The 24,418-nt window shown below is 61.8% G+C and carries 25 protein-coding genes, 1 other RNA gene and 1 pseudogene; 12 read left to right on the forward strand and 15 right to left on the reverse strand.

The annotated features are described in order from the left end of the window. Positions 1 to 40: 40 nt before the first annotated feature. Both C3Y91_RS02650 and C3Y91_RS02655 read left to right on the forward strand, forming a co-directional pair. Positions 41 to 1,720: an MFS transporter gene (locus C3Y91_RS02650; RefSeq protein ID WP_174826924.1), complete on the forward strand. Its 1,680-nt coding sequence runs from the start codon at positions 41 to 43 to the stop codon at positions 1,718 to 1,720. 22 nt (positions 1,721 to 1,742) lie between these two features. Continuing rightward, complete coding sequence (locus tag C3Y91_RS02655) at positions 1,743 to 2,198, forward strand: GNAT family N-acetyltransferase (RefSeq protein ID WP_130665336.1); 456 nt, start codon at positions 1,743 to 1,745, stop codon at positions 2,196 to 2,198. Positions 2,199 to 2,204: 6 nt separating this feature from the next. Here C3Y91_RS02655 and C3Y91_RS02660 read toward each other — a convergent pair whose 3' ends face one another. Beyond that, on the reverse strand, positions 2,205 to 3,476 hold the full coding sequence (locus C3Y91_RS02660; protein WP_168574947.1) for a lytic murein transglycosylase: 1,272 nt from the start codon (positions 3,474 to 3,476) through the stop codon (positions 2,205 to 2,207). Positions 3,477 to 3,650: 174 nt separating this feature from the next. Next, the gene (gene recR / locus C3Y91_RS02665; RefSeq protein WP_003555792.1) at positions 3,651 to 4,256 is read right to left on the reverse strand and encodes a recombination mediator RecR; all 606 of its coding nucleotides are present in this window, start codon (positions 4,254 to 4,256) and stop codon (positions 3,651 to 3,653) included. Between the two features lie 57 nt (positions 4,257 to 4,313). Between recR and C3Y91_RS02670 the strand changes: the two genes are divergently transcribed. Next, a complete protein-coding gene (locus tag C3Y91_RS02670) occupies positions 4,314 to 4,931 on the forward strand; it encodes an MOSC domain-containing protein (RefSeq protein WP_174826925.1) in 618 nt (205 codons plus the stop codon). A 25-nt stretch (positions 4,932 to 4,956) separates the two neighbouring features. Here C3Y91_RS02670 and C3Y91_RS02675 read toward each other — a convergent pair whose 3' ends face one another. From C3Y91_RS02675 to ffs, 3 genes are all read right to left on the reverse strand, one after another. Further along, positions 4,957 to 5,280: a YbaB/EbfC family nucleoid-associated protein gene (locus C3Y91_RS02675; RefSeq protein WP_003555794.1), complete on the reverse strand. Its 324-nt coding sequence runs from the start codon at positions 5,278 to 5,280 to the stop codon at positions 4,957 to 4,959. Between the two features lie 21 nt (positions 5,281 to 5,301). Beyond that, positions 5,302 to 7,179: a DNA polymerase III subunit gamma/tau gene (locus C3Y91_RS02680; RefSeq protein WP_168574948.1), complete on the reverse strand. Its 1,878-nt coding sequence runs from the start codon at positions 7,177 to 7,179 to the stop codon at positions 5,302 to 5,304. A gap of 44 nt (positions 7,180 to 7,223) precedes the next feature. After that, positions 7,224 to 7,320, reverse strand: an RNA gene (gene ffs, locus C3Y91_RS02685) — signal recognition particle sRNA small type. An 89-nt stretch (positions 7,321 to 7,409) separates the two neighbouring features. On the opposite strand from ffs, the gene C3Y91_RS02690 reads away from it, so the two are divergent. From C3Y91_RS02690 to C3Y91_RS02710, 5 genes are all read left to right on the forward strand, one after another. Then, entirely contained in the window at positions 7,410 to 7,820 is a 411-nt protein-coding gene (locus tag C3Y91_RS02690) for an HIT domain-containing protein (protein ID WP_012759659.1), read from the forward strand. Further along, complete coding sequence (gene nudC / locus C3Y91_RS02695) at positions 7,817 to 8,776, forward strand: NAD(+) diphosphatase (RefSeq protein WP_130770528.1); 960 nt, start codon at positions 7,817 to 7,819, stop codon at positions 8,774 to 8,776. Before C3Y91_RS02690 ends, nudC begins: the two co-directional genes overlap by 4 nt. A 4-nt stretch (positions 8,777 to 8,780) precedes the next feature. Continuing rightward, entirely contained in the window at positions 8,781 to 9,476 is a 696-nt protein-coding gene (locus C3Y91_RS02700) for a helix-turn-helix transcriptional regulator (protein WP_012759661.1), read from the forward strand. Between the two features lie 72 nt (positions 9,477 to 9,548). Further along, complete coding sequence (locus C3Y91_RS02705; protein WP_130737998.1) at positions 9,549 to 9,809, forward strand: hypothetical protein; 261 nt, start codon at positions 9,549 to 9,551, stop codon at positions 9,807 to 9,809. 238 nt (positions 9,810 to 10,047) lie between these two features. Continuing rightward, on the forward strand, positions 10,048 to 10,416 hold the full coding sequence (locus C3Y91_RS02710) for a VOC family protein (RefSeq protein ID WP_003555800.1): 369 nt from the start codon (positions 10,048 to 10,050) through the stop codon (positions 10,414 to 10,416). A gap of 22 nt (positions 10,417 to 10,438) precedes the next feature. Here the strand turns inward: C3Y91_RS02710 and C3Y91_RS02715 are convergent, their stop codons facing one another. Further along, entirely contained in the window at positions 10,439 to 11,293 is an 855-nt protein-coding gene (locus tag C3Y91_RS02715) for a prephenate dehydratase (RefSeq protein WP_003544355.1), read from the reverse strand. A gap of 10 nt (positions 11,294 to 11,303) precedes the next feature. Further along, complete coding sequence (locus C3Y91_RS02720; protein WP_024323176.1) at positions 11,304 to 12,059, reverse strand: 3-deoxy-manno-octulosonate cytidylyltransferase; 756 nt, start codon at positions 12,057 to 12,059, stop codon at positions 11,304 to 11,306. 154 nt (positions 12,060 to 12,213) lie between these two features. Between C3Y91_RS02720 and C3Y91_RS02725 the strand changes: the two genes are divergently transcribed. Beyond that, complete coding sequence (locus C3Y91_RS02725; protein WP_018070383.1) at positions 12,214 to 12,777, forward strand: c-type cytochrome; 564 nt, start codon at positions 12,214 to 12,216, stop codon at positions 12,775 to 12,777. Positions 12,778 to 12,846: 69 nt separating this feature from the next. Here C3Y91_RS02725 and C3Y91_RS02730 read toward each other — a convergent pair whose 3' ends face one another. Then, on the reverse strand, positions 12,847 to 13,794 hold the full coding sequence (locus tag C3Y91_RS02730) for an AEC family transporter (RefSeq protein ID WP_130656727.1): 948 nt from the start codon (positions 13,792 to 13,794) through the stop codon (positions 12,847 to 12,849). Between the two features lie 520 nt (positions 13,795 to 14,314). Between C3Y91_RS02730 and C3Y91_RS02735 the strand changes: the two genes are divergently transcribed. Next, complete coding sequence (locus C3Y91_RS02735) at positions 14,315 to 15,307, forward strand: adenosine kinase (protein WP_018070381.1); 993 nt, start codon at positions 14,315 to 14,317, stop codon at positions 15,305 to 15,307. On the opposite strand, the gene C3Y91_RS02740 is transcribed toward C3Y91_RS02735, so the two are convergent. Beyond that, entirely contained in the window at positions 15,300 to 15,839 is a 540-nt protein-coding gene (locus C3Y91_RS02740; RefSeq protein ID WP_024323179.1) for an SH3 domain-containing protein, read from the reverse strand. The two genes, C3Y91_RS02735 and C3Y91_RS02740, sit on opposite strands and share 8 nt — an antisense overlap. A 185-nt stretch (positions 15,840 to 16,024) precedes the next feature. Between C3Y91_RS02740 and C3Y91_RS02745 the strand changes: the two genes are divergently transcribed. Beyond that, a complete protein-coding gene (locus C3Y91_RS02745) occupies positions 16,025 to 17,026 on the forward strand; it encodes a 2-hydroxyacid dehydrogenase (RefSeq protein WP_018070379.1) in 1,002 nt (333 codons plus the stop codon). A 13-nt stretch (positions 17,027 to 17,039) separates the two neighbouring features. On the opposite strand, the pseudogene C3Y91_RS02750 reads toward C3Y91_RS02745, so the two are convergent. The 3 genes and pseudogenes from C3Y91_RS02750 to recF form a co-directional block, all read right to left on the reverse strand. After that, positions 17,040 to 17,527, reverse strand: a pseudogene (locus C3Y91_RS02750) (GNAT family N-acetyltransferase). Continuing rightward, a complete protein-coding gene (locus tag C3Y91_RS02755; protein WP_130656728.1) occupies positions 17,524 to 18,348 on the reverse strand; it encodes a molybdopterin-synthase adenylyltransferase MoeB in 825 nt (274 codons plus the stop codon). The pseudogene C3Y91_RS02750 and the gene C3Y91_RS02755 overlap by 4 nt, the downstream one beginning before the upstream one ends. Next, positions 18,345 to 19,469: a DNA replication/repair protein RecF gene (recF, locus tag C3Y91_RS02760; RefSeq protein ID WP_130656729.1), complete on the reverse strand. Its 1,125-nt coding sequence runs from the start codon at positions 19,467 to 19,469 to the stop codon at positions 18,345 to 18,347. The genes C3Y91_RS02755 and recF overlap by 4 nt, the downstream gene beginning before the upstream one ends. A 482-nt stretch (positions 19,470 to 19,951) precedes the next feature. On the opposite strand from recF, the gene C3Y91_RS02765 reads away from it, so the two are divergent. Next, complete coding sequence (locus C3Y91_RS02765; protein ID WP_075225240.1) at positions 19,952 to 20,317, forward strand: helix-turn-helix domain-containing protein; 366 nt, start codon at positions 19,952 to 19,954, stop codon at positions 20,315 to 20,317. 155 nt (positions 20,318 to 20,472) lie between these two features. Here the strand turns inward: C3Y91_RS02765 and C3Y91_RS02770 are convergent, their stop codons facing one another. The 3 genes from C3Y91_RS02770 to dnaK form a co-directional block, all read right to left on the reverse strand. Then, entirely contained in the window at positions 20,473 to 20,673 is a 201-nt protein-coding gene (locus tag C3Y91_RS02770) for a hypothetical protein (protein WP_075225239.1), read from the reverse strand. Between the two features lie 527 nt (positions 20,674 to 21,200). Next, positions 21,201 to 22,328, reverse strand: a complete 1,128-nt coding sequence (gene dnaJ, locus C3Y91_RS02775; protein WP_011649969.1) for a molecular chaperone DnaJ — start codon at positions 22,326 to 22,328, stop codon at positions 21,201 to 21,203. An 86-nt stretch (positions 22,329 to 22,414) separates the two neighbouring features. Next, positions 22,415 to 24,331, reverse strand: a complete 1,917-nt coding sequence (gene dnaK / locus C3Y91_RS02780) for a molecular chaperone DnaK (protein WP_018070373.1) — start codon at positions 24,329 to 24,331, stop codon at positions 22,415 to 22,417. Positions 24,332 to 24,418: the final 87 nt, after the last annotated feature.

Below are 24,418 nucleotides of genomic sequence, written 5' to 3' on the forward strand. Positions count from 1 at the left end.
GCTTCCGGCGACGTGATGAGGCCTATGGCCAGCGCCGGTCTTGCGCATATATTGCCGTTGGCGCGCAATAACAAAAGCGGGAGAAATCGTGGCCTACACTTCGTCGACATTGGCGCCTTTGCGGCACGATACCTACCGCACCATCTGGTTTGCGAGCCTTTCTTCGAATTTCGGCGGCCTGATCCAGGCGGTCGGCGCCGCCTGGATGATGACGACGATCACCGCCTCGGAGGACATGGTCGCGCTGGTGCAGACCTCGACGGCGCTGCCGATCATGTTGTTTTCGCTGATATCGGGCGCTCTGGCCGACAATTATGACCGCCGCCGGGTCATGCTGACGGCGCAGTGCATGATGCTCACGGTCTCGGCGCTGCTGACGGCCTCCGCCCTTCTCGGCTGGATCACGCCCTGGCTGCTGCTCTTCTTCACCTTCCTGATCGGCTGCGGCACCGCGCTCAACAATCCCTCCTGGCAGGCCTCGGTCGGCGACATGGTGCCGCGCGCCGATCTGCCGGCTGCGGTCACGCTGAACAGCATGGGTTTCAACATCACCCGCAGCGTCGGCCCGGCAATCGGCGGCGTCATCGTCGCCGCTGCCGGCGCGGCCGCGGCCTTTGCGGTGAACACGCTGAGTTACCTCGCCTTGATCTATGCCCTGCTGCGCTGGCGGCCAGCCGCGCCCGTCTCGACCCTGCCGCGCGAGGCGCTCGGCAGCGCCATCTTTGCCGGCCTGCGTTATGTCTCGATGTCGCCCAATCTCGAAAAGGTCCTTGTCAGGGGACTGCTCTTCGGCATCGGCGCCAGCTCGATCCTGGCGCTGCTGCCGGTGGTCGCCCTCGATCTCGTTGCCGGCGGCCCGCTGACCTATGGTTTCATGCTCGGCGCCTTCGGCATCGGCGCGATTGGCGGTGCGGTGCTGAATGCCAGGCTTCGCCAGGTGCTTTCCAGCGAGATGATCATCCGCTTCTCCTTTGCCGGCTTTGCACTGAGTGCGGTCATCGCAGCCTTCAGCCAGAGTGCCGTCCTCACCTCTGCCGGGCTGCTCGTTTCCGGCGCCTGCTGGGTCTCCGCACTTTCGTTGTTCAACACCATCGTCCAGCTTTCGACGCCGCGCTGGGTGGTTGGCCGGGCGCTGTCGCTTTATCAGACAGTCACCTTCGGCGGCATTGCCGGCGGCAGCTGGCTGTGGGGCGTCGCCGCCGATCGCTATGGCGTTGCCGATGCGCTGCTGATGTCATCCGTCGTCATGCTGCTCGGCATCGCCATCGGCCTGCGTTTTTCGATGCCGGCCTTCGCCTCGCTCAATCTCGACCCGCTGAACCGCTTCACCGAACCGGCCCTCAGTCTCGACATCACACCGCGCAGCGGGCCGATCGTCATCCAGGTCGATTACGAGATCGCCGATGAGGACCTTGCCGAGTTCATGGAGCTGATGGGTGAACGCCGCCGTATCCGCATCCGCGACGGCGCCCGCAACTGGGCGCTGATGCGTGATCTCGAAAATCCCAGCCTTTGGACGGAAACCTACCACACGCCGACCTGGGTCGAATACATAAGGCACAACCAGCGGCGCACGCAGGCCGATGCCGAAAACACCGACAGGCTGCGTGCGCTTCACCGCGGTGAAGGTCCGCTGCATGTCCACCGCATGATCGAACGCCAGGCCATTCCGCCGGGTGACGACGTCTTCCACAAGGCGCCGATCGATCTGCATCATTGAGACTAGCTAGCAGAGATCAAAAATGTATAGATTCAGGCTCGCCCGCCAATCCGATCTTGCCGCCATCATCCGGCTTCTGGCCGATGATGATCTTGGCGCCAGCAGGGAGATCGTTTCGGATCCTGTCGACGCGCGTTATCTCTCGGCCTTTGCGGCGATTGAGGCGGACGCCAATCAGCTTCTGGCCGTCGCAAGCGATGCGGCCGATCTGGTCGTCGGCTGCCTGCAGCTGAGTTTTGTTCCCGGTCTTTCGAGGACGGGCATGTGGCGCGGCCAGATCGAAAGCGTGCGTGTCGCAAGTGATCTTCGCGGTTCTGGCCTCGGCTCTGAATTCATCGAATGGGCGATCGCCCAATGTGCCGAGCGCGGTTGCGGCCTGGTGCAGCTGACATCGGACAAGACGCGGGGGGACGTGATCCGCTTCTACGAGAGGCTCGGTTTCGTCGCCAGCCATGAAGGTTTGAAACGCAACCTCTGAAGCCGGTTACTTCAGCTTGCCCTTCATCGTGGCCTCGGGAAAACATGTCGGCTTCATGCCGTTCTTTGCCTGCCACTGGCCGATCGAACGCCGGGTCTTGTAGCCCGGCAGGCCGTCGGAGCCGCCGACATCATAGCCCTGCCGTTCCAGCGCCTTCTGCATGGCGGCGACATCCGAGCGCAGCATCTTGCCGACATCGCCCCATCCACCCTGGAAGGCGCCGCCATTATAGGCGATCCGGTCGGCGAGGTTGCCGATATAGAGCGCGTAGAGATCGGAATTATTGTATTCCTTGATGACGTAGAAATTCGGCGTGACGATGAATTCCGGTCCGTCGCGGCCGGCCGGAACCAGCATCATGCCCTCAGCCTTCATCTCGCCGGAGGGAAAGCCCTTGCCGGAGATGCGGTCGATGCCGAGCGAGGCCCAGTGCGACAGCGGCTTTGCCAGATCGGGTCCTTCCTGCGCGCAGGAGACCGCCTCCGGTATCGACACCTCGAAACCCCAGTCGCGGCCGCGCTGCCAGCCTTTCTTGACAAGGTAATTGGCGATCGAGGCGAGCGTATCGGGCACCGAGGTCCAGATATTGCGGTGACCGTCGCCATCGAAATCCACGGCATATTTTAGATAGCTCGTCGGCATGAATTGCGGCTGGCCGAGTGCGCCCGCCCACGAACCCTTGAAGTTGGCAGGTGTAACGTCGCCGCCGTCGAGAATATGGAGTGCGGCCACCAGCTCGGTGCGGAACATCTCCTTGCGCGTCGACATGAAGGCCTTGGTCGCCAGCACCTCGATCGCCGAATTCGGGATCTTCGCGGCGCCGAAGCCCGTCTCTCGGCCCCAGATGGCAAGCACGATCGAGCCCGGCACGCCATAGGTCTTTTCGATCCGCTTCAGCGTCGAGCCATATTGGGCGGCAAAGCCGCGTCCCGTTGCGGCAAGCTTCTTCAGCTGGTCCTCGTTGAAATAGGGAGCGGGTGAGGAAAATTCGGCCTGCGTCTGCTTCTGCTCCTTCGGCGGCGGGAAGCCCGGCGGAGCGAGATCGGGCAAGTTCCAGTTCAGCGTGATGCCGGAGAAAGCGGCCTGAAAGACCTTCTCCGAAATGCCGTTCGCCTTCGCCTCCGGCCAGAGGTCGCTCTGCACCCATTTTTCGAACTGCGCCTCGACATCGGCTTTCGAAGGGGCCGCGTAACAGGAGAGGGGCAGGAGAGCTGCCGCCAACGCGAGTGCGAATATCCGCAGCCGCCGTGGAACACCCCCCTCTGCCCTGCCGGGCATCTCCCCCACAGGTGGGGAGATCGGCGGGGCGCGGAGCTTTCCGCCGACAATCGACGTTTCTGCGCGGCAAGCTGACAATGAAGCCGGAAACCAACGCCACTTGTGATCTCCCCCCTTGTGGGGGAGATGCCCGGCAGGGCAGAGGGGGGTGTGGTGCAACATACGCAAGCCTCCCTATATCACAGTCCGCGCCCGAAGTGCCGCCGCAAGCGTGCCCTCGTCGAGATAGTCGAGCTCACCACCAACAGGCACGCCGTGCGCCAGCCGCGTGATCTTCACGTCGAGCCCCTGCAACTGATCGGTGATATAGTGCGCCGTCGTCTGTCCCTCGACCGTGGCGTTGACCGCGATGATCAGTTCCCGGATGCCGCCTTCGCCGACCCGGTCGATCAGGCCGCGAATGTTGAGATCGTCAGGACCGACCCCGTCGAGCGGCGACAGCGTGCCGCCGAGCACGTGATAGGCGGCGTTCATCGCGCCCGCCCGCTCCAGCGCCCAGAGATCCGAGACGTCCTCGACGACGATGATGACGGATTGATCGCGTTGGGTGTCGGTGCAGACAATGCAGGGATCGACCGTATCGACATTGCCGCAGCGCGAGCAGATCTTCACCTTGTCATAGGCCTCGCCCATCGCATTCGACAGCGGGCCGAGCAGCTGGTCCTTCTTCTTGATCAGATGCAGTGCCGCCCGGCGCGCCGAGCGCGGCCCAAGGCCCGGCACCTTTGCCAGAAGCTGGATGAGTTTTTCGATTTCGGGGCCGGTGACTCGTTTTGCCATGCGCCGTTCTTAACTGATATGGAACGGAAACGGAATCGCGGAAGGATCGGCCATCCCATGAAAATCCTGGCCTTGTGCACCGGCAATCCCGAAAGACTGCCCGGCAAGAGCTACAAGACCGGCATCTTCAAACATGCCGTCAATGGCGCCGTGATGATCGATGCCGAAGGTCTAGTCGGCGATGCGATCTGCAACCGCAAACACCATGGCGGCGTCGACCAGGCTGTTTATATGGAGGGATCGCTGACGCTCGACTGGTGGGCGCAGGAGCTGGGCCGACCCTACGAGGCCGGTACTTTCGGCGAGAACATGGTGATATCAGATCTCGACAATCGCGACGCCGCCGTCGGAGATCGCTTTGTCGTCGGCGATCTGATCCTCGAAGTCACCTCCTGCCGCATTCCCTGCGCCACCTTCGCCGCCAGGATGGCCGATCCGAGATTCGTCAAGCGCTACACCGCCGCCGCCCGTCCTGGGATTTATTGCCGCGTCATCCGCAATGGCGTGGTTGAGGCGGGAATGCCGGTCGACCATCAACCCTTTGCGGGAGAGAAGGTGACAATGCCGGAGCTAATGGAAACTTTCGGCCGACGGCTTTCGCAGGTTGACCGGGCGCGATACCTCGCCTCACCGATCCACTACAAGCTGCGGGCGATGTTAGAAGCCGCGCACTGACCACTGGACATACGTGGCGTATAGATCAGAACGGCAGCTTGAAGCCCGGTGGGATCGGCAGGCCTGCCGTCAGCGCCTTGGTCTTTTCGGCGGCCAGCGCCTCGGCCTTGTCCTTGGCGTCCTTGTGGGCGGCGACGATGAGGTCCTCGAGGATCTCGACATCGTCTTCCTTGAACAGCGACGGATCGATCTTCAGGCTCTTCAGCTCGCCCTTGCCCGAGATGACGACGGCGACGAGACCGCCGCCCGCTTTGCCTTCGGCCGTGAGCTCGGCGATCTCCGCCTGCATCTGCTCCATCTTGGCCTGCATTTCCTTGACTTTGCCCATCATGCCCATGATGTCGCGCATCGTCTCGCTCCTTGTTGAAACTTAGAATTCTATATCGTCGCCCGGCAGGATGTCACCTTCCTCGGATTCGGCGGCGGCCGGCGGCGTCGCCTCGCCTTCTTCCTCCGGTTCGGGCGCCCGTACGCGCACGTCGATGATCTTAGCACCGGGGAAATGCGCAAGGATTGCCGCCACGTCAGGGTCCTGGCGCGCGTCGATCACATGCTGTTCCCGCATCCTGGCCTCCGCTTCGACAAGCGTCGGCTGGCCCTCGTCGCGGCTGAGGCTGACGATCCAGTGGATGCCGGTCCATTCCTTCAGCTTGACGGCAAGCTCGTTGAGCAGCGTCGTCGGCGCACCGGGAGCCAGGCTGACGTCGAGCCGGCCGGCTTCGATCCGGACCGGGCGCAGGAAGGTGCGCACCATCGCCTTCAGCTTCGGATCGCGTTTCTCGGTGGCGAGGTTGACGATATCATTGACCGAATTGACCGGGACGAGCGGCTTTAATGCTTCCGCCGGTTTTGGCTCGATCCGCCCGACAGACATCGTCTCGGGCTGGCTGCTCGGCACGGCACGCAGCATCGCCACCGGCGCGGAAGACGGAGGTTGGCTCGGCGCAGTTTCCGCGGCGCGCGCCACGACACTATTCTGATAGGAGACCCGTGTCCCGTTGCCGCCGCCATTGCCGGACGGCGGAGCCGCGGGCCGCGGGCCGGCATTGTCGCCGGAAAATTCGGCAAGTCGCCGCGCCGCATCCTCGGGCGCCGGCAGATGGGCGGCATGTGCAAGCCGGATCAGCACCATCTCGGCGGCCCCTGCCGTCCGTGACGAGCCTTCCGTTTCCGGAATGCCCTTGAGCAGCATCTGCCAGATCCGCGACAGCGTCGTCACCGCAACGCCCTTGGCAAATTCCGCCGCTTTGGTGCGCTCGACCTCGCTGAGCGAAGGGTCGTTGGCCGCATCCGGCACATATTTCAGCCGCGTCACCAGGTGGGTGAAATCGGCAAGATCGGTCAGCACTACCACCGGATTGGCGCCAGCTTCGTATTGGTTCTGGAACTCGCCGAGTGCGGCGGCCACATCGCCCTTGACGATATGCTGGAAGAGATCGACGATCCGGGCGCGATCGGCAAGGCCGAGCATGCTGCGCACGGCTTCCGCCTGCACGACGCCCGCGCCATGGGCGATCGCCTGGTCGAGCAGCGACAGGCCGTCGCGCGCCGAGCCTTCGGCAGCACGCGCGATCATCGCCAGCGCGTCGGCTTCCGCCTCGATGCCTTCCTTGGCCGCGATCGTCGTGAACAGCCCAACGAGATCGGAGGCGCTTATGCGGCGCAGGTCGAAACGCTGGCAGCGCGACAGCACGGTGATCGGTACCTTGCGGATCTCGGTGGTGGCGAAGATGAACTTCACATGCTCCGGCGGCTCTTCCAGCGTCTTTAACAGGCCGTTGAAGGCCTGCGTCGACAGCATATGCACTTCGTCGATGATATAGACCTTGTAGCGCGCCGAAACCGGCCGGTAGCGCACCTGCTCGATGATCTCGCGGATATCGTCGATACCGGTATGGGAAGCGGCATCCATCTCGATCACGTCGACATGCCGGCCTTCCATGATTGCCTGGCAGTGCTCGCCCGGCGTGCGAAGGTCGATCGTCGGCTTGTCGATTTCTGATGTCTTGTAGTTCAGCGCCCGCGCCAGGATGCGCGCCGTCGTCGTCTTGCCGACGCCGCGCACGCCGGTCAGCATGTAGGCTTGGGCGATGCGACCGGTCTCGAAGGCGTTGGTGAGGGTGCGGACCATCGGCTCCTGGCCGACCATCAGGTCCGTGAAATCCTTGGGGCGGTATTTGCGAGCCAGCACTCGGTATCCGGTGCCCGTCGAGGCGGCATCTTTTGATTGTCGCTCGGTGTCGCTCATCGCCCTGCTTGTCGCCCGGCTATCGGGCACTTCGTGGAGAGAAGGTGGGAGGCTGGCACGATGACCCGTGCCGGGCTCGTTAGGGCTGCTTCCTTCCGGACCTGACCCGGTTGGCGAGTGGCTCGTCCACCACCAACCTCCCGGATGCACATATCGGCAATATCGTCATCAAAAGCAAGCCAACATGCGAAAAAACTGCTAGTCGTTGGAAAACATGAGGAGAATGCCCTTTGAAAGGTTTCGCGCTCGATCCCCGGCTGGAAAACGACAGCGTCAGCATCATGGTCACCGGTCTCTGTGACCTGAGATTGTCGAGGGACGCCCGCTGGCCCTGGCTCATTCTCGTGCCGCGCCGGGCTGACATCACCGAAATCTTCGAGCTGACGCCGCTCGACCAGGTGCTGCTTGCCTTCGAGACGGAGCTGGTCGCCAAGGCGCTGAAGGAGATCACCGGCGCGACAAAAATCAATGTCGGGGCTCTTGGCAATATCGTCCGCCAGCTTCATGTTCATGTCATTGCCCGCTTCGAAGGCGATGCCAATTGGCCGGGTCCCGTCTGGGGCTTCGGGCGCGCGGAACCCTACGAAGACGGAAAGAGAGACGAATTTATAGCGAAGCTGCGGGAAGCCCTTTCATCATGAGTCATTCGCTTTTCGATTCGGATGTGCCGCATCCGGAACCCAGCAATCTCACGGCCTTTGCCGCCAACGACCTCAACCGCGATTCCGAGCATCGCGACGAACAATCCGTCGAAAAGGCGCTGGCCAAGGAAGGCACCCATATCTTTGCCTTCGCGGGGGATAAGCTGGTGCTGAAGCATGACGGCCAGGTGCTCGACCCGCTCTTTGCCCGCTATGAGCTGCAGGGATTGCAGCCGGATTGGGATGCAACGGTGCTTCTCGGCTACCGCAAGACCGGCGAGCCGCGCCTTGCCGTTCCCGTCGGCATCGATGTCGACGACCTCACCAGCCAGTACAAGCCTGCCGACGGCCGCACGCTGTTTCGCGAAATGCTGATCGACGAGGTGTTGCTCGGCGAATTCGCCCAGGCCGCGAGCCTCATCCGCTGGAACGGTGACAACCGCTTCTGCGGCCGCTGCGGCTCGGCGATGGAGATCCACATCGGCGGCTACAAGCGCGTCTGCGCCGCCTGCGAGCACGTGATCTTCCCCCGCACCGACCCCGTCGTCATCATGCTGACGGTTGACGAGCAGCGCGATCTCTGCCTGCTTGGCCGCAGTCCGCATTTCACGCCCGGTATGTATTCCTGTCTTGCCGGCTTCCTCGAACCCGGCGAGACCATCGAGAACGCCGTGCGCCGGGAAACGCTGGAGGAATCGGGCATCCGCACCGGCCGCATCCGCTACCATGCCTCGCAGCCCTGGCCGATGCCGCATTCCCTGATGATCGGCTGTTACGCCGAGGCGAAATCCACCGAAATCAGCCGCGACGAGACCGAGCTGGAAGATTGCCGCTGGTTCACCCGCGAGGAAACGATCGAGATGCTGGAACGCCCGAGCGCGACAGGCAAGGCCTCGCCGCCGAAAGGGGCGATCGCCCACCGCCTGATGCGCGACTGGGTGGAGTGGAAGCGGTAGCACCATGCCGGTCGCCCGCTCGGAACGGCTGCTGACGCTGCTCCAGACGCTCCGGCGTTACCGGCGACCGGTGACTGGCACGGTGCTGGCACAAGAGACCGGGGTGAGCCTGCGCACGCTCTATCGCGATATTGCCAGCCTGCAGGCCCAGGGCGCGATGATCGAAGGCGAAGCCGGCATCGGCTACGTGCTGAAGCCCGGCTTCATGCTGCCGCCGATGATGTTTTCCGAAGAAGAGCTGGAGGCATTGGTGCTCGGCTCGCGCTGGGTGGCCCGCGCCGCCGAGCCGCGCCTTGCCGGCGCCGGCGCCGATGCACTGGCCAAGATTGCCGCCGTGCTGCCGGCCGATATGCGCGAGATGATCGATTCGGCAGCGCTTTTCGTCGGCCCTAAACGCAGGGACGAGGACAAGGCTGACGTCTCGGCCATCCGCAGGGCGATCCGCCTGGAGCGTATCCTCGAACTGCATTATGGCGACGAGCAGGGCCGTATCTCGCGCCGCCGCGTCTGGCCTTTCGGGCTCGGCTATTATGAGCATGTGCGCGTCCTCATGGCCTGGTGCGAACTGCGCCAGGATTTTCGCCATTTCCGCACCGACCGCATCATCGACATGGCGTTGCATGAGGGGCGCTATCCGCGCCGCCGCACGGTGCTCCTCAAGGAATGGCGCGAGACGCAGGACGTGCCGATCGAGAGCTGAACGCTGCTGCCATAAACTGTCAGCAGGAGGGGTTATTATCAGTACCAATCCAACAGGAAAGGAGTACTGATCATGGTAACGCCTCCAGCCATTCATTTCGCGAACGACCGTTTTGCTGCCGAGTCCTTTGCCGATGTCATTTCGGCCGAGACTTTTGCCGATGTCCGCCAGTCAGCGCGCTCCGGCCTGCTGGACTTGTTAATGAACGTTTTCCGATTTCGCAGGGGAGAGCGCACCAGCCTCGACCTTGAAACAACCCCGGACTACCTGAAGCGCGACCTTGGCTTCATGGATGGACGCGACCCGCATTGCGAGGACCGTTTCCCGCTCTAAAGCATGTCGCGCAAAAGTGTGCCGCGGTTTTGCGACAACGACATGCGTAAAAACAAAGACCTAAAGCGCCAGGAGCGAATCTGAAAGATCGCGACGCTTTAGACCACCCTAGCCTTATCAACATTCCACCCGACGAGAACGGGGGCGTTGCGATCGCTGCGCCCTCTGCACTCTGCTGCCATTTATTGTCAGCAGGTGATCCCTCGCGGCCCCATTCTACAACAACGGGAGAACCGAAATGACCAGCCCTAATCTCATTATTCTTTACGTCAAGGACCCAGGTGAAAGCGCCAGCTTCTATCGGAACCTGCTCAATCGCGAACCGGCCGTGGAGGCGCCGAATTTCGTCGCTTTTCCGCTTGAGGGCGGCTTCACGCTCGGTCTCTGGCGGCGCAGCAAGGTCGAACCGCAGCCCTCCGCCATCGGCAATCGCGGCGAAGTGGCCTTCATGGTCGAGGGAGAAAATGCTGTCGCCAGGCACTACGAAGACTGGCGCCAGCGCGGCCTGCCGATCGCCCAGGAACTGACCGAACTGGATTTCGGCCCGACCTTCGTCGTGCTCGATCCGGATGGGCATCGGCTGCGTGTCTGTGAGCCGGATAAATAATTTAAGGCCTCGCAAGGCCTGTTTAAAGCAGGCCTCGCATCGCATGCCCCTTGTAGACGCCGAGGATGCGCACTTTCTCGGAAAAGAACCGCAGTTCCTCCAATGCCCGGCGCACGTTCGGATCGTTCGGATGGCCTTCGATATCGGCGTAAAACTGCGTCGCCACGAATTTTCCGCCGAGCTGGTAGCTTTCGAGCTTCGTCATGTTGATGTTGTTGGTGGCAAAACCGCCGAGCGCCTTGTAGAGCGCGGCCGGAATGTTGCGGACGTTGAAGACGAAGGTGGTGACGACCTTTTCTTCCGCCGAATTCCGTTGCGCCCATTCCTCGTCGCGGGACAGAACGACGAAACGGGTCACATTGTTTTCCGTATCCTCGACATTTTCGGCGATGATCTCGAGCCCGTAGAGATCGGCGGCAAGGCGGGGCGCCAAGGCGGCCATCGAGCGGTCGCCGGTTTCCTGCACGAGCTTTGCCGCCCCTGCGGTATCGCCGGCGATCACCGGTTTCCAGCCATTGGCGCGAACAATCTTGCGGCACTGGCCGAGCGCGTGGATATGGCTGTGGACCGTGCGGATCTCGTCCTTGGTAACACCGGGCAGTACCATCAGCTGGAAGCGGATCGGCATGAAATATTCGCCGATGATGTGCAGCCGCGACTCCGGCAGCAGATGGTGGATATCGGCGACGCGCCCGGCGATCGTGTTCTCGATCGGGATCATCCCGATATCGGCATCGCCGTTGTCGACTGCCGTGAACGCATCCTCGAAGGTCTGGCAGGGCAGCGGCTCCATGGTCGGAAACATGTCGCGGCTGGCCATGTCGGAATTGGCGCCGAATTCGCCCTGGAAGGCGATCCTGTTGGTCTTGATGTTCATGATGGTTCCGTCAGTTCGACTTTGCGGAGAGGATGCGCCGCGCTTTTTCGAGGTCGGCGGGAGTATCGACACCGAGCGGAACCGTGTCAACGATCTCGGCGTCGATGCGCATGCCGGCCTCCAGCGCCCGCAGCTGCTCCAGCGATTCGCGCTTTTCGAGCGTCGAAGGACCGAGCGAGACGAAACGTTCGAGCGCGGCGCGCCGATAGGCATAAAGGCCGATATGGTGGTAGAGCGGCCCTTGGCCGTAAGGGGCCGTTGCCCGCGTGAAGTAGAGCGCATGCAGCCGGGTGTCGGAAATCGGCGAGCCGACGATCTTGACGATATGCGGCGCGGTCTTGTCCTCCTCATTGTCGATTTCGGTCGTCAGCGTCCCGATATCGACCGCCTCGTTCTCGAGAGGGCGCAACGCCGCGCGCACCGTTTCCGGATCGATCGTCGGCAGATCGCCCTGGACGTTGACGATGATTTTCGCCTTTCCGTCCGGATCGACTTTCGTCAGCGCCTCAAAGATCCGATCGGAACCCGATTGGTGGTCCGTGCGGGTCATGACGACTTCGAAACCGGCGGCGGCCACCGCATCGAATACTCGGGCGTCGTCGACGGCGACGACGACGCGGCCGATGGCTGCCTCCCTGGCGCGCAGCGCCACCTGGACGATCATCGGCAGACCGCAAATATCGGCCAGCGGCTTGCCCGGAAGCCGTGTGGAGGCCATGCGCGCCGGGATCAATACGAGCACGCCGTCTAAATTTGAATCACTCATTGTTCGGGCCTTCTATTCCGGGCTGAAAAGTGTCAAAAAGTCTCACGCACAAGACCATTTAGACAGTTGCAACGATCAACCAAAAGACATAGGTTCCGCGCGATTTCAAGATGGTCCGGTTTATGGTCTGCCGGCTGCAAGGGGAGCATTGCAGATGAATTCATACGTCAATACGGCCGTGGGGGCGCTGCTCGGAACGATTTTCGTTCTGATGTCTGTCTCCATCGCGTCCGAAGGGATCTTCCATTCCGAAGCACCGGAAAAGGAAGGTTTCGCGATCGTTGCCGAAGAGGCGCCCGCCGCTGGTGGCGAGGCTGCGCCTGCCGTTGCCGTTCCGATCGCGCAATTGCTCGCTTCTGCAGATGCCAAGGCCGGTGAAACGGTCTTCAAGAAGTGTCAGGCCTGTCATGACGGCACCAAAGGGGGACCGAACAAGGTCGGTCCCAACCTCTTTGGTGTCGTAGATCGCCCGATCGCCTCGCATGAAGGCTTCGCCTATTCCGCTGCCATGAAGGATTTCTCCAAGGGCAGCAGCGAGAAGTGGACTTTCGAATATCTCAACAAGTTCCTGATGGCGCCGAAGAAGGACGTTCCGGGCACTGCCATGGGCTTCGCCGGTCTGGCGAAGGATCAGGATCGCGCCAACGTCATCCTCTACCTGCACACGCTTGCCGATTCGCCTGTGCCGCTGCCGGATCCGAACACCGCGACGCAGTGACGCGGCAGACAATCGCATGACATCGAAGCCCGGCCTGCAAGCCGGGCTTTTCGTTGTGCGGATATCAGCTCAAGCACCGAGGAAATAGGCCCAGAGCGAGACCGTGATGGCGCCGAGCGCCGTCGTCACCGTGATCGTCGAGGCGGCGAGGCTGTGACCGACGCCGAAGCGATTGGCGATCAGCCAGGCATTGACGCCTGTCGGAACGGAGGAAGTCAGCACGATCGCTGCCGTCCACTCGGGGCTGAGACCGAGGAGATGGCTCGCTGCCCAGACGCAGCCGGGCAGCAGCAGCAGCTTCAAGGTCGAAGTGACGCTGGCAATACCGAGATTGCCGGAGATGCCGTATCTCTCCAGCGCCATGCCGAGCGATATCAGCGCCGCCGGACCGGCAATGCCTGCGATCTGCCCGACGACCGTTGCCACCGTCGTCGGCATGGCGAGACCGGAAAGGTGCATCGCCATGCCGGCCGCAAGCCCGATCACCAGCGGGTTGCGCACGAGATTGACAGCGATCTGGCGAAGCACGAGCACCATGCTGCGATCGCTTTTGCCGGCGATCTTGCGCTCGGCATGCTCCATCAGGACCGTGCCGGCGACCATCATCACGGGCAGATGCACGGCAAGTAGGATCGACAGCGCCACCAGCCCCTCGTCGCCGACGGTCCGCTCGACGAGCGGCAGACCGATGAAGATATTGTTGGCGAAGGCCGAGGAAACGCCGGCCAGCACGCCGATTCGTTCGTCGCGGCCGAAGAGGCGTGTGGCGGCGATATGGCCCGCAGTCCAGGTGATGGCAACGCCGGAAAAATAGACGATCCAGAGGCGAAAAGGCGAGGCGCCATGAAAATCCGCCTCGGCAATGGTGCGGAAAAGCAGAAGCGGCACGGCGATCTTGAAGACGAATTCGCTGAGCGCTTCGCCGACATTCGACGCCATCAACCCGCTGCGGACGATCACCCAGCCGATGAGAATCAGGATGAAGATGGGAAGGACGTCGAGAATGATGGCTGACATAGGGGAGGCTGCTCTGCGCGGGGGAGTATTCGACGTCTACAGCGCCGCGCGTCTTTTCAGACGCGCAAAGGACGCTGTAGCACTTTGAATTGCTGCATAATTTTATCCTTAAATCGATTCCGATTTAAGGAATTATGCAGTAGCAGCAAACGGCTTGGATTGAAAAGGCAATCGCCGTCCAATCAGGCGCATCGGCAAAACAAAAAAAAGCGGGCACAGCCCGCTTTTTCCGCTCCGGTCTTGCCGGAAACCCGGATCACGAAGCTGCCAGTTCATCCGTGGTCAGCATCGCGCCGGTAAGATCGAAGGGATCATCCCTCGTGCGCCCGGCTGCAACTGAAAGCTGCTCATGCCGGTCTTCTTGCGAAGATTTCTAGATTTTGAAAATGACAGGGACATGACGAATAGGCGGCACTTTTGCGAAGAAATAGATGCGCCATCCACCATTTATCCTTCCAAACCGCGGAAATTTCGCTAAGACCAAACCCCGGCTATCACAAACTCCGGGACCCCCCATTTCATGACAAGATTCGATGTTCTGACAGTCGGCAACGCAATCGTGGACATCATTGCCCGTTGCGACGACCAGTTCCTCATTGACAACCAGATCACCAAGGCGGCGATGAACCTCATCGATGCCGAACGCGCCGAACTCTTGTATTCGCGCATGGGACCGGCGCTCGAAGCCTCCGGCGGCAGCGCCGGCAATACGGCGGCGGGCGTGGCTAATCTCGGCGGCAACGCTGCCTATTTCGGCAATGTTGCCCAAGATCAGCTCGGTGATATCTTCGCGCACGACATCCGCGCCCAGGGCGTCCACTACCAGACCCGGCCCAAGGGCACCTTCCCGCCGACGGCACGTTCGATGATCTTCGTCACCGAGGATGGCGAGCGCTCGATGAACACCTATCTCGGCGCTTGCGTCGAGCTCGGCCCGGAAGACGTCGAGACCGACGTCGTGGCTGACGCCAAGGTCACTTATTTCGAAGGTTATCTCTGGGATCCGCCGCGCGCCAAGGAAGCCATCCTCGATTGTGCCCGCATCGCCCATGAAAACGGCCGCGAAGTGTCGATGACGCTGTCCGACAGCTTCTGCGTCGACCGCTATCGCGGCGAATTCCTCGATCTGATGCGCTCCGGCAAGGTCGATATCGTCTTCGCCAATCGCCAGGAAGCGCTGTCGCTCTACGAGACCGACGATTTCGAGGAGGCGTTGAACAGGATCGCCGCCGATTGCAAGATCGCCGCCGTGACGATGAGCGAGAATGGTGCCGTCATCCTGACGGGCCGTGAGCGTTTTTACGTCGATGCGATCCGGATCAAGGAAGTTGTGGATACGACGGGTGCCGGCGATCTCTTCGCCTCCGGCTTCCTCTACGGCTACACGCAGGGGCGGTCTCTCGAGGATTGCGGCAAGCTTGGCTGCCTGGCCGCCGGCATCGTCATCCAGCAGATCGGCCCGCGCCCAATGACCTCGCTTTCCGAGGCCGCCAAACGGGCAGGGCTTATTTGAAGGCTTCGCCGGGATAGGCGCCCCAGATCTCCGACTGCGCCACCCAGCCCGAGGCGCCGTCGGTTTCGGCGCGGCACCAGTCGCCGTTGCATTCGCCAATGGTGATCATCACGCCGGGTTCCAGCTTGGCAACGATCGAGGCGGAGGGCTGCGCCTCGCGGCGCAGATTGACATAGACGCCTTTGCCCTTGGTCTTCATCCACGGGGCGGCAATCGCCGCGCGCTGGCCTGATAGCAGCGACTGGTTGACCCAACCTTCGGTGCCGTCGGCATCGCGGATACGGCGCCAGTTGTCGTATTCCTGGATGATCTCCACCGGCAGGCCGGATTTCAGGTACATCCACGAAACGGCGTAATCCGTTCCCGGACCGATGCGCAGATTGACGCGCTTGGATTTCAGCGTGACGAAACGCGGCAATGGCAGTCCGCTCGGCCCCTTGGCTGCCTGCGCATGGGCGAATTCGACGCTTCCCACGGATGCAGCCAGAGCGATGGCAAGGGCGAGGCAGGACTTCAGGACTTTGCTGCGCATGGAAGTTTCCGTTTGCTCGAATACGCGGCAGGCTTGGCCTGCTCGCGGTCCGGGCTCTGACATTCCCCCGGCTGCACCGCGAGTTTTGTTTGTCTTCGCGTGCGGGTCTGGTAGAAAATGCCCGGAATGGGAAAATTATCACCCCTCTTGGTTAAAGACCTCTGAACAAGGCACCACAGGCAGCCATGACAGCGAAGAAAAAACCGAAGGTCTACATCACCCGCAAGCTGCCGGATGCCGTCGAAACCCGCATGCGCGAACTCTTCGACGCAGAGCTGAACATCGACGACGCGCCGCGTTCCGTTCCTGAGCTTATCGCCGCGGTCAAGACCGCCGACGTGCTGGTGCCGACCGTCACCGATCGTATCGACGCGGCGCTGATCGAGCAGGCGGGACCGCAGATGAAGCTGATTGCGAGCTTCTCCAACGGCACCGATCACATCGACGTCGAGGCGGCTGCGCGCAAGGGCATTACCGTCACCAACACGCCGAACGTCCTGACTGAGGACACCGCCGATATGACCATGGCGCTGATTCTCTCAGTTCCGAGAAGGCTCGGCGAAGGTGCGCGCGTGCTGACCGACAAGCCGGGTGAATGGGCAGGCTGGTCTCCCACCTGGATGCTCGGCCGGCGCATTCACGGCAAGCGCATCGGCATCGTCGGCATGGGCCGCATCGGCACGGCGGTCGCCCGCCGCGCCAAGGCTTTCGGCCTGTCGATCCACTATCACAATCGCAAGCGCGTCAATCCGGCCGTTGAGGACGAACTGGAGGCGACCTATTGGGAAAGCCTCGACCAGATGCTCGCCCGCGTTGACATCGTTTCGATCAATTGTCCGTCGACGCCGGCGACCTTCCACCTGATCTCGGCCCGCCGTCTGGCGCTGCTGCAGCCGACAGCCTATCTCGTCAACACCGCACGCGGCGACGTGGTCGACGAAGCTGCGCTGATCAAGTGCCTGAGGGAGGGACGGATTGCCGGTGCCGGCCTCGACGTCTTCGAAAACGAGCCCGCCGTCAACCCGAAGCTGGTCAAGCTCGCCAATGAGGGCAAGGTCGTGCTGCTGCCGCATATGAGCTCGGCGACGATCGAAGGCCGCATCGACATGGGCGACAAGGTCATCATCAACATCCGCACCTTCATCGACGGTCACAGGCCGCCGAATCGCGTGCTGCCGGGCCGTTGAAGAACGCTGTAAATCAGGCGACGCAGATCGGAGGCGCAAGGACCTTGCGCATCTCGACGAATGTCGTCCTGGCAAAGCCGGGATGCGCCTTTTCGGCGGTTCTGGAAAATCCCCAGGCGGCAAAGACGGCGTGATTGTCGGTGAGCTCGATCCGCGTTTCCAGCCGCAAAGCGGGAAGACCGAGCGCTGCGGCCGTTTCCTCGGCAATCGCCAGCAGCCGCTTGCCGAGGCCCTTGCCCTGCGCCTCAGGCAGAACGGCGAGCTTGCCGACATAGAGACAATCGGTCTCCGGCCGCAGGAAGAGGCAGCCGATCAGCTTTCGCCGTCGATGGCGACATGGCCGATCTCGGCTCTGGACTTTTCGGCCAGCGACTCCGTCGTCAGCTTGAGCGCCGAAGATTGCGGATCGATCCTGCCGTTCATCGAGGCGAAGGAGGCGAGGATCAGAGCCAGCAGTTCGTCCCAGCGCGTGAAAGTCTGATCAAGACGAATAATCGTCATCCGGCCTGTCTTTGTGTCGTGTGGCGTCGTTTGTAGCGGATGGTGTCGAAGCGGGCCGAGAGCGCGTCGTAGAGCAGCAACCGTCCGACCAGCGGTTCGCCGGTGCCGGTGATGAGCTTGATCGCCTCCATCGCCATCATCGTGCCGATGACGCCTGTGAGTGCGCCGATGATGCCGGCCTCGGCGCAGGCGGGAATCAGCCCCGCCGGCGGCGCTTCCGGAAACAGGTCGCGATATCCAGGGTTGGCCGTTCCATCCTCAGCTGTCTCATAGGGCTTGAGAACCGTCAGCGAACCATCGAAACGCCCGACGGCGCCGCTGACGAGCGGGATGCGCGCTTCATCAGCCGCATCGGCGGCGGCATAACGCGTGTCGAAATTGTCCGATCCGTCGATCAGAAGATCGAAACCCGAGAGCTGACGGCGGGCGGCCTCCGGCGAAAAGCGTTCCTCGAAGCGGATCAGTTGGACATGCGGATTGAGCCTGGCGATGGCGAAGGCGGCACTCTCGGTCTTCAGCTCGCCGATCGTGCCGGAATCGTGGATCACCTGGCGCTGCAGGTTCGACAGCGACACCCGGTCGTCGTCGACGATACCGAGCGTGCCGACGCCGGCAGCGGCCAGATATTGCAGGACCGGTGCACCGAGGCCGCCGGCGCCGATCACCAGCACGCGGGCGGCTTTCAGTTTCTGCTGGCCGGCGCCGCCGATCTCGGGAAGCAGGATGTGGCGGTGATAGCGCGCGATTTCTTCCGGGCTGAGCGGTTCCATGGCGCCGATGTTATCATGACGCCCGACGCCGGGAAAAGCCGCCTCCGTCATTCGAACACCCTTCCGTCGGCAACCGTGAAAAACTGCGCCCTGTCGCCGAGTGCTGAAAACATCGCCCGATCCGTTCCTGTCATGAAGGCCTGGCCGCCGAGCCCGTCGATGAGGTCGAATAGCGCGGCGCGGCGGCCCTCGTCTAGATGCGCTGCGATCTCGTCGAGCAGCAGGATCGGCGCATGGCCGGTGAGATTGCCGACGAGCCGCGCATGCGCAAGCACCAGGCCGACAAGCAGCGCTTTCTGCTCGCCGGTGGAGCAACGCTCCGCCTCCATCGCCTTTTCGCGGTGATGCACGATGAGATCGGCCCGGTGCGGCCCCTCGAGCGTGCGCCCGGCTCCGGCATCGCGGTAGCGGCTCTCTGCCAGCATCGCCGCGTAGTCATCTTCGAGGTCCACCGAGGGGCGCGAGAACTGACCGTCCATGAATCCCGAGAGCTGCAGCGATGCCGAAGGGAAGGGCGAGCTCTCCCGTGTTTCCTCGATCAGCCGAGTCAGCAGGCCGAGCATCTCCTGCCGGGCGAGCGCCATGGCGATGCCGAGGCTTGCCATCTGCTCCTCGATGCCGGCAAGCCAGGAGGGATCGAAGCGGCCTTCGTCCAGCAATTTGTTGCGGCTGCGCATGGCGCGCTCGAAATCGCTGGCGCGGCGGCCATGGGCGGGATCGAGCGACAGCACCAGCCGGTCGAGAAAGCGGCGCCGGTCGGAGGAGGCACCGGTAAACAGGCCGTCCATCGCCGGTGTCAGCCAGAGAAGGCGCAGATGGTCGGTCAGTTCGTCGGCAGTCTTTGCCGTTGTGCCATTGATGCGCAGCCTGCGGGCGGTGGTCTCCTCGCTGGTTTCGATGCCGGTGCCGATCTCGACGTCGCCCTCCATGCCATCGAGCACGGCGAAGATCGAAAACCCGCCGGCCGCGCCGACGCGGGTAATGTCGCCATAGGCCGCGCGACGCAGACCGCGGCCAGGCGAAAGCAGCGAGACGGCCTCCATGAGATTGGTCTTGCCGGCGCCGTTGTCTCCCGTCAGCACGGCGTGCCGACCGTCAAGGGTAAGGGCCGCTGCCGCATAGTTGCGGAAGTCTGTCAGCTTCAGACGGGAAAGAGAAACCTTGTGCGGCATCGAATGTCCGGAATCGTGAAGCGTGACAGCTAAGCCTAAGCGGCGTTGATGGCAAGGCTGGCAGCTTCTTGGCCGTGGATCGCGAACCTCTGATACCGCCGCAAATCAGGGACGCGGCGGTTGAGCCATAAGGGAGAAGCTCGAAGCGGCGAAATACCGCGCGGGACATATTTTCCGAATGACACCGTGACCGAGGTGCTGGTGTCCGACATTCTGCAAATGTAGGGCGCAGGCATTAAGCGTTCTAAATTCTACTAAAAATACAACCGCCGGGGATGCTCCGACATCGCCAGGCCGATATTGTCGACGGTCACCGTCAGTGCCTCCGAGATCCGGATATTCCGGCTTTGCCGCGATCCTTTAAGGCGACTGACGTAACGTAATGCCCAGAAAAAGTCGGTTGAATTTTGCAACTGCTGGGTTGAGTTATTCCGGGAAGGCGATATGGTAAACGAACCGTTTATGTATGAGAGAGTGATGAAGTGCCAGATCCGGTTGATATTATCGTCGGTCGCAACGTCAGACAGTTTCGCGCCCTTCGCCGTGTTTCCCAACTCGAACTTGGCGAAGCACTCGGACTGACTTTCCAGCAGATCCAGAAATACGAAAAGGGGACGAACCGCGTTTCCGCCAGCAAGTTGCATCAGATCGCGGTTTTTCTCGATGTCGAGATCTCTGCCCTTTTCGAGGGAGCCGGCGTGTCACCATTCGGCAGCCGTATCGAACTCAGCCCCGACGCCTATGCGCTTGCGCTAAGCTTCGACAAACTGAACTCACCGGCAGGCAAGGAAGCGGTCAAGACCATCCTCACCCTCATGACGGGCGAAGCGGCCGAAACCGCCGCCTGATTCCACTGAGCCATCAGGTTTACCACGAAAAAGAACGACCTGTTCCCGCTCTGGACGATGTCCAGATGCTTGCAGCTGTGCAGCGTTTTGGGGGCGGCGTGCATCAACACAAGGACCGGGGCAGGTCACCTGAATGAGGTTCGGTGCCGCGCGCTTTAGTGAATCTCGCGTTCGTGCAGCGCCATCAGCAGATCGTCCTGCGTCTGGTGGCCGGCATGGTAAAGGTCGATCGCGATGCTGGCGATTGAAAGGCCCTGCTGGCTGCGAAGCTTGATATTGCGCTCGGCGCACCATGTGTAGATGGCGCCGGCGAGAACGTCGACGTCGTCGGACTGAGAGGAAAAGGCTGGCGCCATTGGTCGTTACCCTTGGTTTGGTTGTCCCCCGCTAGAGTGCCGCACTAAGGACGCTCTATCGCATTGATTTGGTGCATAACCTCGAAATTCGATTCCGATTTTCGGGGTTATGCACTGACGGCAGAGACTGAATTCATTTGGAAAACTTGCAAGCGGCATCATCTGGCTGCGTTAACGCAAGTCATCTTCCCGCCCGCCGCCGTATCGATCCGGGACAGATTGGCCGGCGTGGATGGCGAATGTCACAAATTGAGACATGCCGCGCAAAGTGTGCAGCGGTTTTGTGATGACGACATGCATAAAAACAAAGACTTAAAGCGCGACGAGCGAATCTGAAAGATCGCGCCGCGCTTTAGAGCAATTCCAGGAAAAGTGCGAAGCGGTTTTCCGTCCGGAATTGCATAGAAACAAAAGGCTAGAGCGGTGCTGCGCTTCCGTTAAAAGCTGAACCGCTCTAGGATTCCTGGGACAAAAAAACCGGAGACGTTTCCGTCCCCGGCTTTCGAAATGGGCGTGTCGATTGCGGCTCAGCCTTCGAAGAATTCCTTCATCCGGGCAAAGAAGCCCGTCGATTCCGGATTGTTCTCCTTGGAGGAAAGCTGCTCGAATTCCTGAAGCAGTTCGCGTTGGCGCTTGGTGAGCTTTTGCGGCGTCTCGATCTGGATCTGTATGTAGAGGTCGCCCGTCTGCACCGAACGCAGCACGGGCATGCCCTTGCCCTTGAGGCGGAACTGTTTGCCGACCTGCGTGCCCTCGGGCACGGTCACGCGCGACTTGGTGCCGTCGAGCGTCGCCACGTCAAAGGTTCCGCCGAGCGCGGCCGTCGTCATCGAGATCGGAACGGCGCAATAGAGATCGGCTCCGTCGCGCTGGTAGAATTCATGCGGTTTGACGGACAGGAAGATATAGAGGTCACCTGCCGGCCCGCCGCGGGCGCCGGCTTCGCCTTCGCCCTGCAGGCGGATGCGCGTGCCGTCCTCGATGCCGGCGGGAATATTGACCGAGAGCGAACGCTCTTCCGTCACCCGGCCCTGGCCGTGGCACTTCGGGCAAGGATCGGGAATGATCTGGCCGCGGCCGTGGCAGGTCGGGCAGGTCCGCTCGATCGAGAAGAAGCCCTGTGCCGCGCGCACGCGCCCCGTTCCCTGGCAGGTGCCGCAGTTCTTCGGCTGCGTGCCGGGCTTGGCGCCCGAACCCGAACAGACGTCGCAGGTGATCGACGTCGGAACGCGGATCTGCGCCGTCTTGCCGGAGAAAGATTCTTCCAGCGTTATTTCCATGTTGTAGCGAAGATCGGCGCCACGCTCGCGGCCGCCCGACGAGCGCTGGCGCGCGCGCCCACCACCCATCATCTCGCCGAAGATATCCTCGAAGATGTCGGAGAAACCGCCGCCGGCAAATCCGCCGCCACCGCCGCCCATGCCGCCATGCTCGAAGGCCGCATGGCCATAACGATCATAGGCTGCCCGCTTCTGCGGGTCCTTGAGCATCTCGTAGGCTTCGTTGATTTCCTTGAACTTCCGTTCGGCGTCCTTGTCATCCGGGTTCTTGTCCGGATGGTATTTCATCGCCAGTTTGCGGAAGGCGCTTTTCAGCTCTTTCTCGTCCGCCGACTTGGCCACACCCAGAGTTTCGTAAAAGTCCGCTTTTGCCATTAAGGATTAAACCCCGGAAATGGATTTTCCGGCTGCCATGGTGAGCAGCCGGATCAGGTGTTGAAGCATAACCACGCCGTCGCGGATTACGCGGACTTCTTGCGGTCGTCGTCCTTGATTTCCTCGTAGTCGGCATCGACGACATTGTCGCCACCTTCCGCAGAGGCATCGCCAGCAGCGCCGCTTTCGGCCTGCTGTGCTTCATAGATCGCCTGCCCGAGCTTCATCGACACTTCCATCAGCGTCTGGGTCTTGGCCTTGATGTCGTCGGCATCGGGCTCGGACGCTTCCGACGCCGTCTTCAGCGCAGCGATCGCATCCGAGATCGCGGTGCGGTCGGCCTCGGAAACCTTGTCACCGTAATCCTTCAGCGACTTTTCCGAGGAATGGATCAGGCTTTCAGCCTGGTTCCGGGCTTCGACGGCCTCGCGGCGCTTCTTGTCTTCGGTGGCATGGGCTTCGGCATCCTTTACCATCTTCTCGATGTCGGCGTCGGAAAGACCGCCGGAAGCCTGGATGCGGATCTGCTGTTCCTTGCCGGTGCCCTTGTCCTTGGCCGAAACCTGGACGATGCCGTTGGCGTCGATGTCGAAGGTGACTTCGATCTGCGGCATGCCGCGCGGCGACGGCGGCAGCCCGACGAGGTCGAACTGGCCGAGCAGCTTGTTGTCGGCAGCCATTTCACGCTCGCCCTGCGAAACGCGGATGGTCACGGCCTGCTGGTTGTCTTCGGCGGTCGAGAAGGTCTGGCTCTTCTTCGTCGGGATCGTCGTGTTGCGTTCGATCAGGCGGGTGAAGACACCACCCAGCGTCTCGATGCCGAGCGACAGCGGCGTTACGTCGAGGAGCAGGACGTCCTTGACGTCGCCCTGCAGAACGCCGGCCTGGATGGCGGCGCCGAGGGCGACGACTTCATCCGGGTTGACGCCCTTGTGCGGCTCCTTGCCGAACAACTGCTTGACGACTTCCTGCACCTTCGGCATGCGGCTCATGCCGCCGACGAGAACCACTTCGTCGATTTCGGCAGCGGTAACACCGGCATCCTTGAGCGCTGCCTTGCACGGCGCGATCGTGCGCTGGACGAGATCGTCGACCAGGCTCTCGAGCTTGGCGCGGGTCAGCTTCAGCGTCAGATGCTTCGGGCCGGAGGCGTCGGCCGTGATGAACGGCAGGTTGATTTCGGTCTGCTGCGAAGACGAAAGCTCGATCTTTGCCTTTTCCGCAGCTTCCTTGAGGCGCTGCAGGGCAAGCTTGTCGTTCTTCAGGTCGATGCCGTTGTCCCTCTTGAATTCGCCAACGAGATATTCGACGAGACGCATGTCGAAGTCTTCACCGCCGAGGAAGGTATCGCCGTTGGTGGACTTCACTTCGAAGACGCCGTCGCCGATCTCGAGGATCGAAATATCGAAGGTGCCGCCGCCAAGGTCGTAGACGGCAATTGTCTTGCCTTCTTTCTTGTCGAGGCCGTAGGCGAGGGCTGCTGCGGTCGGCTCGTTGATGATGCGCAGAACTTCAAGACCGGCGATGCGGCCGGCATCCTTGGTGGCCTGGCGCTGCGCGTCGTTGAAGTAGGCGGGAACGGTGATGACGGCCTTCTCGACCTTTTCGCCGAGATAGGATTCGGCGGTTTCCTTCATCTTCTGAAGGATCATCGCGGAAATCTGTGCGGGCGAGTAGCCCTTGCCATTGGCTTCGACCCAGGCGTCGCCATTGTCGCCCTTGACGATGGTGAAGGGAACGAGGTGCTTGTCCTTCTCGACGGTCGGATCTTCGTATCGGCGGCCGATCAGGCGCTTGACTGCAAAGAGCGTGTTCGTCGGGTTGGTGACTGCCTGGCGCTTGGCCGGCTGGCCGACGAGGCGTTCGCCATCTTCGGAAAATGCCACCATGGAAGGGGTCGTGCGTGCACCTTCCGCATTCTCGATAACCTTCGCGTCCTTGCCGTCCATGACTGCGACGCAGGAATTCGTCGTTCCAAGGTCGATACCAATTACTTTTGCCATGTCATTCTCTCCTTGAAGCAAGCTGTCGGAACCCCGAGAAGGCATTTCCCTGACAGCCCCTTACGGGATGGGTCTACTTGAGATTAC

Source organism: Rhizobium ruizarguesonis (assembly GCF_012349115.1).
GTDB lineage: Bacteria > Pseudomonadota > Alphaproteobacteria > Rhizobiales > Rhizobiaceae > Rhizobium > Rhizobium ruizarguesonis.